The sequence below is a fragment of the Moritella sp. Urea-trap-13 genome, assembly GCF_002836355.1.
GTDB lineage: Bacteria > Pseudomonadota > Gammaproteobacteria > Enterobacterales > Moritellaceae > Moritella.
The window spans coordinates 213,775-232,761 of record NZ_PJCA01000039.1 but is presented as its reverse complement, the minus strand read 5'-3'; the positions used below and the strand labels follow the sequence as shown (position 1 = coordinate 232,761).

Annotated in this window: 12 protein-coding genes; 8 read left to right on the top strand and 4 right to left on the bottom strand. The window is 41.6% G+C overall.

The annotated features are described in order from the left end of the window. Positions 1-151: 151 nt before the first annotated feature. The 4 genes from lpdA to CXF93_RS19930 all read left to right on the top strand — a co-directional run bounded on the left by lpdA (position 152) and on the right by CXF93_RS19930 (position 7,628). A complete protein-coding gene (gene lpdA / locus CXF93_RS19945) occupies positions 152-1,582 on the top strand; it encodes a dihydrolipoyl dehydrogenase (RefSeq protein ID WP_101064253.1) in 1,431 nt (476 codons plus the stop codon). A gap of 243 nt (positions 1,583-1,825) precedes the next feature. Beyond that, positions 1,826-4,144 (top strand): patatin-like phospholipase family protein, encoded by a 2,319-nt coding sequence (locus CXF93_RS19940; RefSeq protein WP_101064252.1) that lies wholly within the window; start codon positions 1,826-1,828, stop codon positions 4,142-4,144. A 278-nt stretch (positions 4,145-4,422) separates the two neighbouring features. After that, the gene (gene acnB / locus CXF93_RS19935; protein ID WP_101064251.1) at positions 4,423-7,002 is read left to right on the top strand and encodes a bifunctional aconitate hydratase 2/2-methylisocitrate dehydratase; all 2,580 of its coding nucleotides are present in this window, start codon (positions 4,423-4,425) and stop codon (positions 7,000-7,002) included. A 254-nt stretch (positions 7,003-7,256) separates the two neighbouring features. After that, positions 7,257-7,628 carry a YacL family protein gene (locus CXF93_RS19930; protein WP_101064250.1) on the top strand — a complete coding sequence of 124 codons (372 nt, stop codon included), beginning with the start codon at positions 7,257-7,259 and terminating at the stop codon, positions 7,626-7,628. 6 nt (positions 7,629-7,634) lie between these two features. Here CXF93_RS19930 and CXF93_RS19925 read toward each other — a convergent pair whose 3' ends face one another. Further along, positions 7,635-8,252 (bottom strand): trimeric intracellular cation channel family protein, encoded by a 618-nt coding sequence (locus CXF93_RS19925; RefSeq protein WP_101064249.1) that lies wholly within the window; start codon positions 8,250-8,252, stop codon positions 7,635-7,637. A gap of 275 nt (positions 8,253-8,527) precedes the next feature. On the opposite strand from CXF93_RS19925, the gene metA reads away from it, so the two are divergent. The 3 genes from metA to CXF93_RS19910 all read left to right on the top strand — a co-directional run bounded on the left by metA (position 8,528) and on the right by CXF93_RS19910 (position 15,329). Next, complete coding sequence (metA, locus tag CXF93_RS19920; protein ID WP_101064248.1) at positions 8,528-9,439, top strand: homoserine O-succinyltransferase; 912 nt, start codon at positions 8,528-8,530, stop codon at positions 9,437-9,439. Positions 9,440-9,541: 102 nt separating this feature from the next. After that, positions 9,542-13,231 (top strand): methionine synthase, encoded by a 3,690-nt coding sequence (metH, locus tag CXF93_RS19915; protein WP_101064247.1) that lies wholly within the window; start codon positions 9,542-9,544, stop codon positions 13,229-13,231. Between the two features lie 196 nt (positions 13,232-13,427). Continuing rightward, a complete protein-coding gene (locus tag CXF93_RS19910) occupies positions 13,428-15,329 on the top strand; it encodes a methyl-accepting chemotaxis protein (RefSeq protein ID WP_101064246.1) in 1,902 nt (633 codons plus the stop codon). 122 nt (positions 15,330-15,451) lie between these two features. Here CXF93_RS19910 and CXF93_RS19905 read toward each other — a convergent pair whose 3' ends face one another. Further along, positions 15,452-16,360: a DMT family transporter gene (locus CXF93_RS19905; protein ID WP_101064245.1), complete on the bottom strand. Its 909-nt coding sequence runs from the start codon at positions 16,358-16,360 to the stop codon at positions 15,452-15,454. Between the two features lie 191 nt (positions 16,361-16,551). Between CXF93_RS19905 and CXF93_RS19900 the strand changes: the two genes are divergently transcribed. Further along, positions 16,552-17,469, top strand: a complete 918-nt coding sequence (locus CXF93_RS19900; RefSeq protein WP_101064244.1) for a helix-turn-helix domain-containing protein — start codon at positions 16,552-16,554, stop codon at positions 17,467-17,469. Between the two features lie 23 nt (positions 17,470-17,492). Here the strand turns inward: CXF93_RS19900 and CXF93_RS19895 are convergent, their stop codons facing one another. Both CXF93_RS19895 and rsmD read right to left on the bottom strand, forming a co-directional pair. Continuing rightward, positions 17,493-18,116, bottom strand: coding sequence for a LysE family translocator (locus tag CXF93_RS19895; RefSeq protein WP_101064243.1), 624 nt, complete (start codon positions 18,114-18,116; stop codon positions 17,493-17,495). A gap of 209 nt (positions 18,117-18,325) precedes the next feature. Then, positions 18,326-18,970 carry a 16S rRNA (guanine(966)-N(2))-methyltransferase RsmD gene (gene rsmD / locus CXF93_RS19890; protein ID WP_101064242.1) on the bottom strand — a complete coding sequence of 215 codons (645 nt, stop codon included), beginning with the start codon at positions 18,968-18,970 and terminating at the stop codon, positions 18,326-18,328. Positions 18,971-18,987 lie beyond the last annotated feature (17 nt).

Below are 18,987 nucleotides of genomic sequence, written 5' to 3'. Positions count from 1 at the left end.
TTTTTGCAATGTTTTAACTCTTTTTACTTCTCATTTATTTAACATATATGTAAAATTATCTGGATTCGAACATCATTACTCAGAAGCTTTAAATTGTGCCTCTGAGTGAGGTAACCGCCATTCCAGATAATTAAATGACAACGAGGTCATAATGAGTAATGAAGTTAAAGCTCAGGTAGTAGTACTAGGTGCTGGTCCTGCAGGTTATTCTGCTGCATTCCGTGCGGCAGATCTAGGTTTAGAAACTGTAATCATCGAACGTTACAACACCCTAGGTGGTGTTTGTCTTAACGTTGGTTGTATCCCTTCAAAAGCTTTACTACACGTAGCTAAAGTAATTGAAGAAGCAAAATCATTAGCAGATCACGGTATCGTGTTCGGCGCACCACAAACTGACATCACTAAAATCCGTTCATGGAAAGAAAAAGTTGTTGGTCAATTAACTGGTGGTCTTGGCGGTATGGCTAAGATGCGTAAAGTTAAAGTGGTTGAAGGTTTAGCGCAATTTACTGGTGCTAACACTATCGAAGCAACAGACCGTGACGGTAACGTTACAACTGTTACCTTTGATAATGCAATCATTGCAGCGGGTTCACGCCCAGTTAAACTACCATTTATTCCACATGAAGATCCACGCGTTTGGGATTCAACAGATGCGTTAGCATTGACTGAAGTTCCAGGTAAACTATTGGTTCTTGGTGGTGGTATTATCGGTCTAGAAATGGGTACTGTGTACTCGGCACTAGGTTCTGATATTGACGTTGTTGAGTTTGCAGATCAATTAGTACCTGCAGCGGATAAAGACATCGTTAAAATTTATGCTAAAGCAGTTAAAAACAAATTTAACGTTATGTTAAGCACGAAAGTAACGGGCGTTGAAGCAAAAGAAGACGGTCTATATGTTACGTTTGAAGGCAAAAAAGCGCCTGCTGAACCAGTACGTTATGACGCTGTGCTTGTTGCTGTTGGTCGTGTACCAAACGGTCTTGGCTTAAATGCTGAGAAAGCGGGTATTAATGTAACTGAACGTGGCTTTATCGAAACAGATAAAACCATGAGCACGAACGTTCCACACATCTATGCAATCGGCGATATCGTTGGTCAACCTATGTTGGCGCATAAAGGTGTGCATGAAGGTCACGTTGCTGCAGAAAACATTGCTGGCAAGAAACACTTCTTCGATCCTAAAGTTATTCCATCAATTGCTTACACTGAGCCAGAAATGGCGTGGGCAGGTCTAACTGAGAAAGAAGCGAAAGAGCAAGGCGTGAATTACGAAGCTGCTGTATTCCCTTGGGCTGCATCAGGTCGTGCGATCGCTTCTGACGCATCTAACGGTATGACTAAGTTATTATTCAACAAAGACACTAACCGTATTATCGGTGGTGCTATGGTTGGTACTAACGCTGGTGAATTACTAGGTGAAGTTTGTCTAGCAATTGAAATGGGTTGTGATGCAGAAGATATCGCATTAACAATCCATGCTCACCCAACGTTACACGAATCAGTTGGTATGGCTGCAGAAATTTATGAAGGTTCTATTACTGATCTTCCTAATGCTAAAGCTGTAAAAAGAAAATAATTTAGCGAGTTAATCGTTAACTTTTATTGTAATAGCGGAAAGCGACCTTAGGGTCGCTTTTTTTATGCCTGTTATTCCTATCCTTGCCAAGAAAATGCTTGTTCGGTTATTTTATGCAATTGGTATTAGGCATTTTAAAACAGAAGTTGCTAATATAGTTAGGTATATAGATACATTTTATTGAATATAACGTGTTGTTCCCAGTGGATGGGATGGATTAATTTTTAGGATCGTCATTAAACTATGTCTCAAATTAAACGGATTTTTGGTTCTTCATTTACAATGATGAACGGGTTACTTCTCGCTTTTATTAGCCTTCATTTAAGCACTGCTACAGCCGCAGATGGTATTTCTACCTCAACTCAAACTACAGCTCCGGTGAGTGAAAAAACACGCCCTAAAATTGGTCTGGCCTTAAGTGGCGGTGGCGCGAAAGGTGCTGCGCATTTAGGGGTGATTAAGTATTTAGAAAAACATAATATTCCTGTCGATTATGTTTCCGGTACCAGCATGGGCTCATTTATTGGTGGTATGTATGCTATGGGGCGTTCAACGGCAGAAATAGAACTGATATTAGCGGAGTATGATTGGAGTCAAGGTTATAATGATGACGTGCCACGCGATAAGTTGTCGATACGTGAAAAGCAGCGTCAGGATTTATTTCAAATTCAAACCGACATCGGTTTCGATGGCAGTAGTATTGAATTCCCGTCTGGTTTTGTCCAAGGCCAGGGCATGGCGAAGTTATTACGATTATCTACCAATAGTTTACCCTATGTGAGTCATTTTGATTTACTGCCGATCCCTTATCGTGCTATTGCCACCAATGTTGAGACCATGCGGGAAGTGGTATTAGAGCGTGGTGATTTATCGAAAGTGATGCAGGCGAGTATGTCTATCCCTGGCGCGCTGACGCCGGTATTAATTGATGGTCAGCATCTTGTTGATGGCGGTATGGTGAATAATTTACCGATATCAGTATTGCAAGATATGGGCGCGGATATCATTATCGCGGTTGATATTGGCTCACAACTTTATAGCCAAGAAGAGATCACCAGTGCTTTCCTTATTTTTGATCAGTTATCGAGCTCAATGACGCGTACTAGTGCCAACGAGCAAATCCTAAAGTTAAGCGAACGCGATATTCTATTGAGTCCTGAAATCGATGGCATTGGTACTGCAGATTTTGATTTGATGCCTGATGCTGTGGTAAGAGGGGAGAAAGCGGCAAGTTATGCCAGTGCTAAATTAACCGCATTATCACTATCAGATGCAGACTATGCAGTATACCAACAGCAAAAAGCAGTTAAAAAACAGCAAATGGCACAAATAGATATTATCGACATTAATAGCATTAATATTAATACCGACACCCGTTTAAGCCCAAGAGTGATCGAAAATAAATTAAATATAAAAAATGGCGATAAGATCTCGGTGGCAGAATTAGAGCAGAAAATTGATGCGCTTTATGCATTAAACCTGTTTCAAAAAATCGACTACAGTATCACCGAAAAAAATGGTGAGCATGACTTACATGTTAATGTCGTAGAGAAAAGCTGGGGACCGGGTTATGTGGATTTTAAATTCAACATTCAGCAATCAACCACCAGTGATGATAGTCAGCAAATCGGTTTACAATATATCTTGAGTGATTTGAATCGATTGGGCGGGGAATGGCGTACAGAGTTAGTGTATGGCTCGGACTCCAACATCAGTACTGAATTTTACTCGCCAATTGATTATAACCAGTACTTTTTCTTTAAAACCGGGGTACGCTTAGAAAATTATCAAAGTAAGCTCTATTTAGGCTCCGTTAATGATCCCGCTCTGGCGCCAATTAACTCTACCTTTGAGTATTTTCCGGTTAAAACCGATCAAATCGGTGTTTATGCCGAGTTAGGGGTTATCCCATTTGAGTGGGCGCAGATCGCGGTGGGCAGCTATTATCAATCGGGCACGGCAGAGATTATTGGTACTACCATTGATAGCGATTTTGATAGCCAAGGTTGGTATGTAAAAACCCGCTTAGATTCATTCGATAATATCTCTTTTCCAACCAAAGGTTTCAAACTAGATGCGGATGTTTATGTTGATACCGGTGATTATTTAAATAATAACGAAAACAATGTTTTTTTCAGCTTAGACTGGCGTAATGCGGTGTCTTTCGAGCGCTCTACGTTTGAGTTTAAAGCATCGATGGCAAGTTATGATGGCCCGCCTATTTCACCCACGTTCGAAGTCGGCATTGGTGGTTTCCAGAATCTGTCGGGTTATGGTATTAACGAACTCACCGGTAATCACAAAGGACTGGTGGCATTAATCTATCGTCATCGTTTATTGGATAACAATTTCGGTGCTTTCTCATTACCACTTTATTTGGGTGCTTCAATCGAGCAAGGTAATGTGTGGAACGAGACCGATGACATAAGTTTTGATTCAACCATTTCAGCGGGCAGTGTGTTTGTTGCTTTAGATACTGGCATTGGCCCAGTTATGTTGTCGTATGGTTACGCCGAGGGCGGTCATGCTTCAGGGTATTTGTTTATAGGTAATAATTTCTAAATATGACGTTAGAAACATTCACATAAATTAGTTATGACTTTTTCATCATAACTTTGATGAATGTTGAGTATTTATGTAAAAGTCCTGATGCACATGCTGCTTTAATTTTAATTTTAAGTTAAAAATGTTATATTTGTGAACACTCTGCAAGAGGCCTTAACGTTATTATTGCTGAGTTCACATAAATAACCGTTGAACTCACATAAGAAATTAGTAAGTTAAGGTTACATATAACAAGGATGTCCACCGTGGGTGGCATAAAATAAGAGGAATGTGTTGTGCTAAAAGCTTATCGTAAACATGTCGAAGAACGTGCCGCTGATGGGGTTGTACCTAAACCTCTTGATGCTGAACAAGTTGCTGGTCTAGTTGAATTGGTAAAAGCACCAATCGCTGGCGAAGAAGAAGTTATTTTAGATCTTTTAACTAATCGTGTACCACCGGGTGTGGACGAAGCCGCTTATGTAAAAGCCGGCTTTTTAACTGCGATTGTTAAAGGTGACGCGACATCACCTATCTTATCTGCAGAGCGTGCTACTGAATTATTAGGCACTATGCAAGGTGGTTACAACATCGAAACATTAGTTGAATTACTCGATGTTGATGCGCTTGCTCCTATTGCTGCAAAAGGTTTGTCACATACACTATTAATGTTTGATGCTTTCTATACAGTTGAAGAAAAAGCCAAAGCAGGTAACAAATTTGCCCAGCAAGTTATGCAATCTTGGGCTGATGCGGAATGGTTCTTAACTAAACCTGAAGTCGCCGAAAAAATTACAGTAACAGTATTTAAAGTACCTGGCGAAACTAATACCGATGATTTATCACCGGCACCTGATGCATGGTCTCGTCCAGATATCCCGCTGCACGCACTTGCAATGCTTAAAAATGAGCGTGAAGGTGTTTCTTCTACGCCACTACAAGCAATTGAAGAGCTAAAAGCAAAAGGTCATCAAGTTGCTTACGTTGGTGATGTTGTTGGTACGGGTTCTTCGCGTAAATCAGCTACTAACTCTGTGTTATGGTGCATGGGTGATGATATCCCATTCGTACCTAACAAACGTGGTGGTGGTATTTGTATCGGTTCTAAAATCGCGCCAATCTTCTTCAACACCATGGAAGATTCAGGTGCATTACCATTAGAATTTGATGTAAGTAGTCTAAGTACTGGCGACGTTATTGATATCTACCCTTACCAAGGTGTTGTTAAAGCCAATGATACTGGCGCTGCAATCACAGAATTTAAAATAAAAACTGATGTAATTCTTGATGAAGTGCGTGCCGGTGGTCGTATTCCACTGATTATTGGTCGTGGTTTAACATCGCGTGCACGTGCGTCACTCGGTCTAGAAGATTCAACTGAATTCCGTCTGCCTAAAGATGTTGCAGAGTCGACTAAAGGTTACTCACTAGCACAGAAGATGGTTGGTAAAGCATGTGGTGTAACGGGCGTTCGTCCTGATCAGTATTGCGAACCAAAAATGACAACTGTCGGCTCTCAAGATACTACGGGTCCGATGACACGTGATGAGCTTAAAGATTTAGCCTGTCTTGGTTTCTCTGCAGACTTAGTGATGCAATCTTTCTGTCATACTGCGGCATATCCAAAACCAATTGACGTACAAACGCACCATACGTTACCAGACTTTATTCGTAACCGTGCCGGTGTTTCGTTACGTCCAGGTGATGGTGTAATTCATTCATGGTTAAACCGTATGTTATTACCAGATACGGTTGGTACTGGTGGTGATTCACATACGCGTTTCCCATTAGGTATTTCATTCCCTGCGGGTTCTGGTTTGGTTGCATTTGCTGCAGCGACAGGTGTTATGCCACTTGATATGCCTGAATCTATCTTGGTACGTTTTAAAGGTGAACTACAACCAGGTATCACACTACGTGATCTTGTTAATGCTATCCCTTATTACGCTATCCAGAAAGGTCTGTTGACGGTTGCTAAAGAAGGCAAAATTAATGCATTCTCTGGCCGCGTACTCGAAATTGAAGGTTTACCAGAGCTGAAAGTTGAGCAAGCATTTGAATTATCAGATGCATCTGCAGAACGTTCTGCCGCTGGTTGTTCAATCAAGCTAAGCGAAGCGCCAATCATTGAATATCTAGAGTCTAACATCGTGATGTTAAACTGGATGATCGCTGAAGGTTATGGTGATCCGAAAACGATTGCTCGCCGTGTTGCTGAAATGAAAGCATGGATCGCAGATCCACAATTGCTTGAAGCTGACGCTGACGCTGAATACGCAGAGATCATCGAAATTGATTTAGCGGACGTTAAAGAACCTATCCTAGCTTGTCCAAATGACCCTGATGATGTGAAATTATTATCTGATGTTGCTGGTGTGGCAATTGACGAAGTATTCGTTGGTTCATGCATGACTAACATCGGTCACTTCCGTGCTGCGGGTAAACTGCTGGAGAAATTCAACGGTACATTGCCAACACGTATGTGGGTAACACCACCAACGCGTATGGATGCCGCACAATTAAGTGATGAAGGTTATTACTCTATCTTCGGTAAAGCTGGCGCACGTACAGAAATGCCAGGTTGTTCACTGTGTATGGGTAACCAAGCACGTGTAGGTGACAATACTACAGTTGTTTCTACTTCAACACGTAACTTCCCGAACCGTTTAGGTACTGGTGCTAATGTTTACTTGAGTTCTGCTGAAGTTGCTGCTGTAGCGGCGATTAAAGGCCGTATTCCAACAGTTGCAGAGTACATGGAACTGGCTTCTGAGCTTGATGCAACGGCAGCGGATACCTACCGTTACCTAAACTTCGATCAAATCGCTTCTTACATTGAGAAAGCCAACGAAGTTATTGTTCAAGAGGCGGTTTAATTAATAGATGATACAGTGACGACTGTATCGTTAATTAGCTAACTCGAATAGAACAAAATAAGTGTATGAAACGGCTCCCTCGATAGGGAGCCGTTTTTGTTTCTGCTATTTTTTGCTACAATCCCTTCCCTTGAAAACTGATCAAGCTATTACCCGATTAATAAGCGATTAATAAGCGATTAATAAGCGATTAATAAGCGATTAATAAGCGATTAATAAATGATGAACCCCCTAACTAATGAGCAGGCATAACCGTGGATTTTGAATTTCGAAAAGATACCCTTACTGATACTTACCGTGTAATAATCTCAATGGAACAGACGGCACTGGGTAGTTGGATCCAAGGCACTTTAGGTACGGATAAAGCCACTATCGCGTTGATTCAAGCTGAAATTGATTTATTAAAAGCCCGTAAGAAACAAGAGTATCGCTTAATCGGGGATGAGATGACATTAACCATGACGCAAGAAGATGTTTGTGCTTGTATGAATTCAGAGTTAATTGATTCGGGTGAAGAGCTGGATGACGACATGAACTTTTATGATGCAGAAACGGTTGCAGTATGCGGCTTGGAGGATTTTGAGATTATACTCCAAGCCTGGTTAGCGTTTTTTAGTCAGCGCTAGTTCCATTTAGTCCCATTCTTCTGATGTATAGCTAAAGGTTGGCAATGACCATTTCCAATAAATAGCACACAAACGTAAAGTAACACCGACACTGAAGGCCACAATAAGGGTGATATTGTGGTCCACGCCAAAGTTTTCTAAAGTAAGATAAAGTACGGCAACCAATAACGAAATCCCCGCGTAGATCTCTTTACAAAATACCACCGGTGTTCGATTACAAAGTAAGTCGCGTAATACCCCGCCACAAATACCCGTTATCATGCCCGCCATAATAATCACTGTCGGGTGATAGCCGAGTTTCATCGCCACATTACAACCAATGATGGTAAATGCAATTAGGCCAAGCGCATCTAATACCAAGAATAATCGGCGTAAATGATTCATGTGTTTGGCAATTAAAATGGTAAACAAACCCGCACAGATGGTGATATACACATAGTGGGGATGTTGGGTCCATACAATTGGAAAATTACCCAACAATAGGTCGCGCACGGTACCGCCACCAAGCGCTGTCACAAAGGCAATAACTGCCACACCGAAGATGTCCATATTACGACGGCCCGCCATTAATGCACCCGACATAGCTTCGGCAGTGATGGCAATTAAATAGATATAAGTGAGCATTTTTGCAAACCTTTAGTTTGAAAATAGTTAAGTTATAAATCCATTAACAATAGGTCGCGCTCCTTGCAAGAACGCGATCCTATACATAAATATGATTATGGTCAACTGAATAGAAAGTTATGGTCAACCGAAACTGAATTACAGGTCAGGATTTTATGGTGACGCAACGTTTAAACGACAGATCAGGGTGATTTAAATCTGCGACAGTACTTACAAAAGTGATATAAATAGGGTAGACTTCTGGATGGCTAATATATTACTTAAGGATGGGAATAATGCCAATTAGAATTAAAGACGGGCTACCGGCTGCAGAAATATTAGGTAATGAAAACATTTTTGTGATGCTAGAGTCTCGTGCAACCAAGCAAGAAATTAGACCGCTGCAGGTTGTTGTTCTTAACCTTATGCCGAAAAAAATTGAGACTGAAAATCAAATCTTACGGTTATTATCGAATACGCCACTGCAAGTAAATGTAGAGCTATTACGTATTGATTATCGCGCCTCTAAGAATACTCCACAAGAACACATTGATGAGTTTTATCACGACTTTGAACGTATTCGTCATAATAATTACGATGGCTTAATTATTACCGGTGCGCCATTAGGCCTAGTCGGTCATGAAGATGTGGCGTATTGGCCACAAATAGAAGAGATCATTCACTGGTCGAAAACCCACGTGGTATCAACCTTATTCCTATGCTGGGCAGCGCAAGCGGCATTAAAAGTACTGCATGGCATTGATAAAAAAGTTCACGAGACTAAATTTTCGGGTGTCTATCCACAGCAAACATTCCACCGTCATAACCCGTTAGTACGTGGTTTTGATGATGAATTCCCAGTACCGATGTCGCGCTATGCTAACTTTTCGAAAGACATGTTCGCTGGTACAGACCTGAATGTTTTCGCGGCGAATGAAGAAACTGGGGTGTATTTAGCGGCTTCAAAAGACTGCCGTCAGGTATTTGTCACTGGTCACCCAGAGTACAGTGCTGATACCTTGCATCAAGAATATATGCGCGATGTTGCTGACGGCGTTGAAGCCGAAGTGCCAGCTAATTATTATAAAGATGATAATGCTGAAAATGCCCCTCTTGTTACTTGGCGCAGTCATGGTAATCTGCTTTATAGCAATTGGTTAAATTATTATGTTTATCAACAAACGCCATATGACTTAAATGATCTATAAATGCCGTTCGAGCAGTTATTCGAGTGGAAAGTCGAATAGATAGATTAGTATCAAATAATAAGACTCAGGATTGAGTCTGCAGTAAATTAAACGAGGGATCTTGTGGCTACTATAAAAAACAAACAGCAACTGGAACAGCAATTAAAAAAACGTATCATGCTTATCGATGGCGGCATGGGGACGATGATCCAGGACTATAAATTAGAAGAAGCTGATTACCGTGGTGAACGCTTTGCTAACTGGCATAGTGACGTCAAAGGTAACAATGACTTATTGGTATTAAGTAAGCCGCAGCTGATTGCTGATATTCATAAAGAATACCTCGACGCTGGCGCTGATATTCTGGAAACTAATACTTTCAATGCCACGACGATTGCGATGGCTGATTATGATATGGAATCATTGTCGGCAGAGATAAACCGTGAAGCGGCGCGTATTGCCCGCCGAGTTGCTGATGAAAAAACTGCAGAAAATCCTGATCGCCCGCGTTTTGTTGCCGGTGTATTAGGCCCAACAAACCGTACTTGCTCTATTTCTCCAGATGTAAACGATCCAGCATTCCGTAATACTTCTTTTGACCTTATGGTTGAAGCTTATATCGAATCAACCAAAGCCTTAATCGAAGGCGGCTCTGATTTTATTCTAATCGAAACCATTTTTGATACCTTGAATGCCAAAGCTGCCGTTTTTGCGGTGAAAACGGTATTCGAAGAACTCGGTTACGAATTACCTATCATGATCTCAGGTACGATCACCGATGCCTCGGGTCGAACACTGACGGGTCAAACGACAGAAGCATTCTACAATTCATTACGTCACGCAGAACCAATCACCTTTGGTCTTAACTGTGCATTAGGGCCTGATGAATTACGCCAATATGTCGGTGAGCTATCGCGAATTTCCGAAAGCTATGTGACTGCGCATCCCAATGCCGGTTTACCTAATGCGTTTGGTGAATACGATTTAAGCCCAGAAGACATGGCAGAGCATATTAAAGAATGGGCTGAAGCTGGTTACTTAAATATGGTTGGTGGTTGTTGTGGTACGACGCCAGAACATATTAAAGCCATGGCCGATGCTGTTGAAGGCATTAAACCACGCCAATTACCGGAAATCGAAATTGCGTGCCGTTTAAGTGGTTTAGAGCCATTAACCATTTCTAAAGAAAGCCTGTTTGTTAACGTCGGTGAGCGTACCAATGTAACTGGCTCTGCACGTTTTAAACGTCTGATCAAAGAAGAAAACTACGATGAAGCCTTGCATGTTGCTCAGCAACAAGTCGAATCAGGCGCGCAGATCATCGACATTAACATGGATGAAGGTATGTTGGATTCATTGCATTGTATGCAGCGTTTCTTAAACCTGGTTGCATCTGAACCGGAAATTTCAAAAGTACCGATCATGATCGATTCTTCGAAATGGGAGATCCTTGAAGCGGGTTTGAAGTGCGTACAAGGTAAAGCGATCGTTAACTCAATTTCGTTGAAAGAGGGGGAAGAAAACTTCCGCCGCCAAGCGACTTTAATCCGTCGTTATGGTGCTGCGATGATCGTGATGGCGTTTGATGAAAAAGGCCAGGCGGATACCCAAGAGCGTAAATTCCAAATTTGTAAGCGTTCTTACGACATTCTAGTACATGAATTAAATTATCCGCCAGAAGACATTATCTTCGATCCAAATATCTTTGCCGTTGCAACGGGTATCGAAGAGCATAACAACTATGCGGTTGATTTCATCGAAGCTGTTAAAGACATTAAACGCGAACTGCCGCATGCGATGATCTCTGGTGGTGTATCTAACGTATCTTTCTCATTCCGTGGTAACAATCCATTACGTGAAGCGATTCATGCGGTGTTCTTGTATTATTGCATCAAGGAAGGCATGGATATGGGGATTGTAAATGCAGGGCAACTTGCAATTTATGATGACCTACCGAAAGAACTGTTGGATGCCGTTGAAGACGTTATTCTTAACCGTACTCCTGAAGGTACGGAAGCGCTGTTAAACATTGCTGAAAAATACCGTGATTCTGGTGTGGAAGTGGAAGCTGAAACGCAAGAATGGCGTACTTTTAATGTTAACAAACGTTTAGAGCATGCGTTAGTTAAAGGCATCACTGAGTTTATTGAAGAAGATACAGAAGAAGCACGCCAACAAGCAACACTACCGTTAGAAGTGATTGAAGGTCCGTTAATGGACGGCATGAATACCGTTGGTGACTTATTCGGCGCCGGAAAAATGTTCTTACCACAGGTAGTTAAATCTGCTCGGGTAATGAAACGCGCGGTGGCTTATTTAAACCCGTACATTGAAGAGTCAAAACAGAAAGGTTCTTCAAACGGTAAGATCTTATTAGCGACAGTGAAAGGCGACGTACATGATATTGGTAAAAATATTGTTGGCGTTGTACTGCAGTGTAATAACTATGAAATCGTTGATATGGGTGTGATGGTATCTTGCGATGACATCTTGAAAAAAGCCGTAGAAGAAAACTGCGACATTATTGGTTTGTCAGGTCTTATCACACCATCGTTAGATGAAATGGTGCATGTAGCCAAAGAATGTAAGCGTAAAGGTTTTACACTGCCGATCCTGATTGGTGGCGCAACAACATCGAAAGCCCATACCGCGGTTAAGATTGAGCAAAACTACGATGAACCAGTGATTTATGTATCCAATGCATCACGCGCAGTAGGTGTGGTTGCGGCATTATTGTCAGAAACTAAAAAGCCTGAATTAGTTGCACGTATGGCCAAAGAGTACGAAGTAGCACGTGAACAGCATGCCCGTAAACGCCCACGTAGTGCGCCGGTTACATTGGAAGTTGCACGAGCTAATAAAGCCGATATTGATTGGGTTAACTACACACCACCAGTACCGAAAACATTGGGTGTACAAAAATACATTAATTACTCCATTGCCGAGCTACGCAAGTACATTGATTGGACACCATTCTTCATGACGTGGACACTGGCGGGTAAGTATCCGCGTATTCTGACCGATGAAGTTGTGGGTAAAGAAGCTACCAGCTTGTTTAACGATGCCAATGCCATGCTTGACCGTTTACAAGAATCAAATGAAGTGGGCGTTAACGGTGTAATTGGTCTGTTTCCTGCCAATACAGTGAACAGTGATACTGTTGAAGTATATACCGATGAAACACGTACCAAGGTATTAACGCGTCTTGAACACTTACGTCAGCAAACTAAGAAAAAAGGCGGTCAATTTAACAATTGTCTAGCCGATTTCATTGCACCAAAAGAATCGGGTAAATTCGATTACATTGGCGCATTTGCAGTAACAGGTGGTATCGGTGAAGACGATATGGCTAATTACTTCAAAGGTATTGAAGATGATTACAATGCGATTCTTGTGCAATCTGTGTGTGACCGTTTAGCTGAAGCAATGGCAGAGCGTATGCATGAATTAGTACGTAAAGAAGAGTGGGGCTTCACGCCTACCGAAGAGTGGAATAACGATGATCTGATCCGTGAGAAATACCAAGGTATTCGTCCGGCACCAGGTTATGCGGCTTGTCCGGAACATACCGAGAAAGGTGCTATTTGGGATCTACTAGACCCAGAAAGCATTGGTATGAAACTAACGTCTTCTTATGCGATGTGGCCAGGTGCTGCAGTTTCGGGTTGGATATTCTCGCATCCAGAGTCGCGTTACTTTGCGGTGGCTTCCATTCAAGAAGATCAAGTGAAAGACTATGCCGAACGTAAAAATATGACGCTTGAAGAAGCTGAACGTTGGTTAGGGCCTAACTTGGGTTATGCACCGGATTAAATCTAGCCTTTTTAAGGCAATAAGAACTATTGATCTCTATTTTCAATCATTTATATTTGAAAGTATGGTTAAAGTCTCAGACGGCGAGTTGATTCACTATTAACATGAGCGTAATAATTCTGGGGTTGTTTCATACTTAATGAACAATCAACTCACCGTCAGCAATACGAGTAACTATAACTAGGGGATTTAACGAATGTCTTTGTCGCTACATAGTCTTGGTTTCAAACAACGACTTGTCCTAACCATCACCATTTTAGTATCAGTTTCATTATTAATACTTAACTGGCTGTCTTATAATAAATTTAAAACTCAACAAATTGCTTCTATTGAAAGTATGTCACGGATCATTGTCGAAAATGCGTCAGATAAAGTTGAGCTAAAGATGGAAGCTTGGGTTGATGCGTTAGAATCCAGTCGTATTTACTTTGAAGGTGAGCACTCTGATGCTGATTACGTAAATATTGCCAAAATGGTAACCAAATCTGCAGGATATGCCAGCTTCACAGCAGGTTATAGCGATGGACGTGCTTTTGGTGATTCCGGCGGTGACAATGGCGTGTTTGATGTTAGTGATTACGACCCAAGAACTCGAGATTGGTATAAAGATGCAATGACCAATCGGTCTACTGTCCTGACCGATATTTATACCGATGATACAACTGGTGGGCTAATGGTCAGTTTAGCCAGTCCATTCAATAATCAAGGGGTCGTTGCTGGTGACGTTTCGCTCGACATTCTTAATGATATTATCTCGCAAGTCGACTTCCCTGGTGCTGTATTACTGGTCTTAAATGAAGAGTTTACTCAACTTGCTTCGACAGATCCGAATGATGAAATTGGTGTCCATTTTGGCTTGCATGATCTTGCAAAAAAAATGACCGAACAAGGCGAAGGTAGCTCTAGTTATGAATGGGCTGGAATCCAAAAACAAGCTTATTTTTCGGATATAAAATTACCAGGTAATCATAGATGGTTTATCTATGTTGGTATTGAAGAGTCGGTTATTTACGCGGATATAAACGCTGAATTAGTGCAGACCATGTTAACTTCAATATTCGTGATATTGATGGCCATCATCATCGTTATTATAATACTAAATCGGCTGTATCAACCGATCGTTGCGCTTAAAAGCACTGTACTTGATTTATCTGCGGGTACGGGTGATCTCACTCGTCGTCTTGAAGTGAAAGGTAAAGATGATTTGGGACAAATATCATCGGGCATTAATACTTTTATTGGTAACCTGCAGAGTATGATGCAAGAAGTAGCGCAAACTACTCTGGATAGTTCTGCTCGAGTGAGTGAGCTCTCGACTCAATCTGCGCAAAATAGTAACGTTTTACAAGCCCATTTTGATGAGGCCAACTTGGTTGTCACGGCTGTTCACGAAATGAGTGTGACGGCTGAAACTGTAGCTCGGCATGCCTCTCTAGCCTCTAGTCACACACAAAATGCAAAAGACCAAGCCGAAGCTTCTAAGGTAGTTGTTTCTAAAGCTGTGCAAACGGTGTCTTCATTGGTGAGTGAGGTGGAGTCTATGTCTCATGACATAACGAGTATGAACGGTAATATTCTTAATATAGCTAATTTGTTGAAAATAATTGGAGATATCGCGGATCAAACTAACTTACTTGCATTAAATGCGGCTATTGAAGCTGCCCGTGCAGGCGAACAAGGTCGAGGTTTTGCGGTTGTCGCCGACGAAGTTCGTGCTCTGGCTGCTCGTACTCAAGAAAGTACCTCTGAAATTGCCAATATGCTGACCATTCTGACATCCGGCGCCAATCGGTTAGTGACCAATATGGATACCATCAAGGTGAGTTGTAGCCATACTGCAGAAAGTACCGCGCGGGTTAATTTGGATCTTGATAATATGGCAGAATCAGTCGCAAATATTAATGACATTGCCATGGAGATAGCAACTGCAGCGGAAGAGCAAAGCGCAGTATCTGAAGATATTAGTAAGAACATGACTGCTATTACTAACATGGCTGAAGTGTTAACTGAAAATGGTGAAAAGGAGCTTGGTAACTGTAAGGCGCTGGCCGATACCAATACCCGACTTGAAGCAATTGTGGGTAAATTCAAAATCTAGCAGGCTAAATTTAAGTTAGAAATTTAACGACATACGAAAAAATGCCCGTCTAGCAAGTTGCTATACGGGCATTTTTATCTCTAGCTGATGTAAGCGGAGAAGAGTCCGCAAAATAAGCGTGGTTAACTCGTTTGTAATAACGCTTTTTTAGTCCGGGTCAATAATGCCTTTTTACGTTGGGTTAATACATTACCTAATATCACTAATACCAACCCAAGTGTTGAATACAGCGTCCAATGATAATCTTCAAATACCGCAGAGACACTTAAGGCGACAATCGGGGTTATCACTAAAATATAGGCGGCATTACTGGCGCCAAGTCGATCAACTAAAATCAAATAACAAGTAAAACCAAGTACCGAGGCTGGAATAGCAAGGTATAACAAACTACCTATGTATTGTGTCGTGAGCGTAAATTCAAACGAAATGCCACGCACGAAGATAATCACTAGCAAGGCAACACAACCATAAACCATAGCATAGCTGGTGGCGGTAAAAGGTTGGATACTATTTCTGGTATTACGGATACTCAACATATTACCTATCGAGAAACACCAAGTGCCGATTAGCGCGAACATTAAACCGTATAAGGTATCTTGCGACCAATTGGTTTGTAATAAATCGCCTGCAAACAACAAGCTAATGCCCGCAAGTCCCAGCGTAGCGCCTAACCAGAAATTGGCGTTAGTTTCGGTCTGGTAAAATAGCTTGCTGTGAAAGGCATTAAATACTGGTGCTGTGGCCATAAACACCGCCACTAAACCGCTGGGAATATACAAAGTCGCGCTATAAAAGGCGAGGAAATTACAACAGAATAAACACCCACCTTGTAGGGCTAAAAAAGCATGGTCTCGGCGTTTTACCGGTTGCAACTTACCCCACAGCTTACCGACAATAAACATAACCATCGCGGCAATGGCAAAGCGGTAAAAGATCGACACTTCCATGGGGACATCACCGTGTTGCCACTTGATTGATATCCAAGAAAAACCCCAAATAAATATCATTGAAACGTAGAGTATGGCTGACATAGCGGATCCTTTATTATTACCATATAGATGACGTCATAAATGACGGCAGCAATCAATTAAGCTGCATTATGGGGCTGTTGTGACGTTGGTAATATCACGATGTCGGTAAAACTAACACAATATTGCGCTTTAATGATTACCTTGATCACGGTATCAGTTGAGCAATCTGCCATTAATGGTAGTATTTTGTTATGTCGTTAATAAAGCCTGTCATGTGCCAACAGCTAGATAGTATTTCGTCTCAACTTGAGCCGAGTGAAATCAGCTTTGAACAATCAACCAGTAAGATCTGTTTACGACAAGCGTCATTAACGGAGGCGTTGTCGTGGGCGCATTATCAGAATGAACACGACCGTTTATTTTATGTGAATGAAAAACAACATACCTTGAGTTTGTACATGTCTGGTGGTTATGAAACTCACCGTACTGATGTAAATTCGGGATTTGGCGCGCCTGGTAAATTTTGTTTAATGCCAAAAGGTTCTGAGAGTCATTGGCAACTGGGGCAAACCCAACAGTTCATGCATTTATATTTTAATGATGATTACCTTAAACAGTTAGCGCTGAAGGTATTTGATATTGATCCACGGATGTTACAACTACCGGAACTGACCTTTACCAACGATGCTGCCACCGAAGCCTTGTTTCGTCATTGCATGGCAACCAGTGATTGGCGCAGTGGTCATGATCACCTAGCGATGGAACAAGTAACCAATACCATCTTAGTATCGATGCTGCAGAATATGGGTATAACTAAACTTATGTCCCCAGTTAAAGGTGGCTTAGCGCCCAAGATCGCTGCGTTGGTATGTGATTACATGCAGGCTAATTTTCATCGTCAGGTTTACCTTGCCGAACTGGCTGAGTTAGCCCAATTGAGTGAGTATCATTTTTGTCGGATGTTCAAACAGAGCATGGCGCAAACACCGCAAGCGTATTTATTGGCGACTAGAATTGAGCAGGTTAAATTACGGGTCAGTAAAGGGCAAGCGAGTATGGCGGAAATTGCATTAGAATGTGGCTTTGCTAATCAAAGCCACATGGGACGTTATTTTAAAAAACTGGTGGGTATTTCCCCACGCCAATATCGCAATTTAAGCGCGAGTTAATATTTCCTCACACGAGTTAATCGCTATTTGATTAATGCTGCCGATGCGCCTGCTGCGACAAATATACTGCCAACCGTTTTATCAAAGCGGATCTTGTTACGGGCACTGGTTAATACCGGTTTAATCGCATGTGAAGTGCTGCCGTAAAGTAACTTACAAATCAAATCGACCATAATCCAAGTACTGACAATCACCACTAGTTGCTGGAATAAATCTGCTTGTGGATTCAAAAATTGTGGCAAAAACGCGATGAAAAACAAAATGTCTTTTGGGTTTGATGCGCCTAATAAAAATGCTTTGCTAAACATGGCTTTGCTATTTGGCTTCTGCGCTTCTTCTGTGATGGTAATGCTACCGCCACGGCTGGCATTACGCCATGTGCTGATACCTAAATACACCAGATAAAGTGCACCGAGAGTTTTGATCACCGAGAATAAACTTTCTGAGGCGATAATTAGTGCGCCTAGTCCAGTAGCTGAGGCAATTAAATATAATGATGACGCTAATACACCACCGGCAAAGGCGGGGGCGGTTTGCTTGATACCATAAGATATCGAATTGGTGATCATATAAATTGATAGTGGACCGGGAATTAAGATCACCACAAAAATAGTCGAAACGAAAAGTAACCAAGTATCTAACGTCATTGTTATTATTCTCCAATATAGGGTAATAGTCACACCGTTCTATAGGTGCTATTGCTGGTATTAAATTGCGGAGCCGCAGGAAGGTATTCGAGGTGTTATAAGGTATTAATCATACGCCTAACAGAATTAATCATATAGGCATAATGACGAATGCTCAACTGATTTAAGCACTCGAGGTTTATTTTTTCGTTTACCATTGTAAACAGGGATTATTCAGCTTTTGTAGTTATTTTAATTGTACTTATGCTAGTTGTACTGACGATAGCTTTGCGCTGATACAATTCAAAACAGACCTGCCCGGCTTGTTTGTCTTTTAAGATAGTCCAATTAGCCGGTAATTTAACTTGGTTGAGTTCTTTTTCACGCTCAATATAAATTACCGCATCAGCACTTAACCAGTTGTATTGTTCCAGCTTGGCACAGCAATCTTCCAGTAAATCTTGACGGAAAGGAGGATCGATAAACACCATGTCATAAGTTTGAGCAGGCACTTTGGTTAATAACTTTAACGTGTCGCCGCGTACTAACTGGGCATTATCCGCTTTTAACAAATCAATGTTTTGTTGTAATTGTGCTGCTGCACCGGCGTCTTTTTCAAACAGTAGACCAGAGTCTGCATAGCGTGATAATGCTTCAAAGATTAAGCCGCCACTACCAGCAAATAGATCCAAGCAATGACTGCCACGTACATAAGGAGATAACCAATTGAATACGGTTTCTTTAATTCTATCGGTTGTCGGGCGTAGACCAATAACATCCTTGACTGGGAGTTTTCGACCGCGCCATTGACCACTGATGATCCGAATATGTCCAGAAGGACGTTGATTTTGTTGTTTTGTGCTAGATTTTGCCATAGTAATTCTTTGTCTGG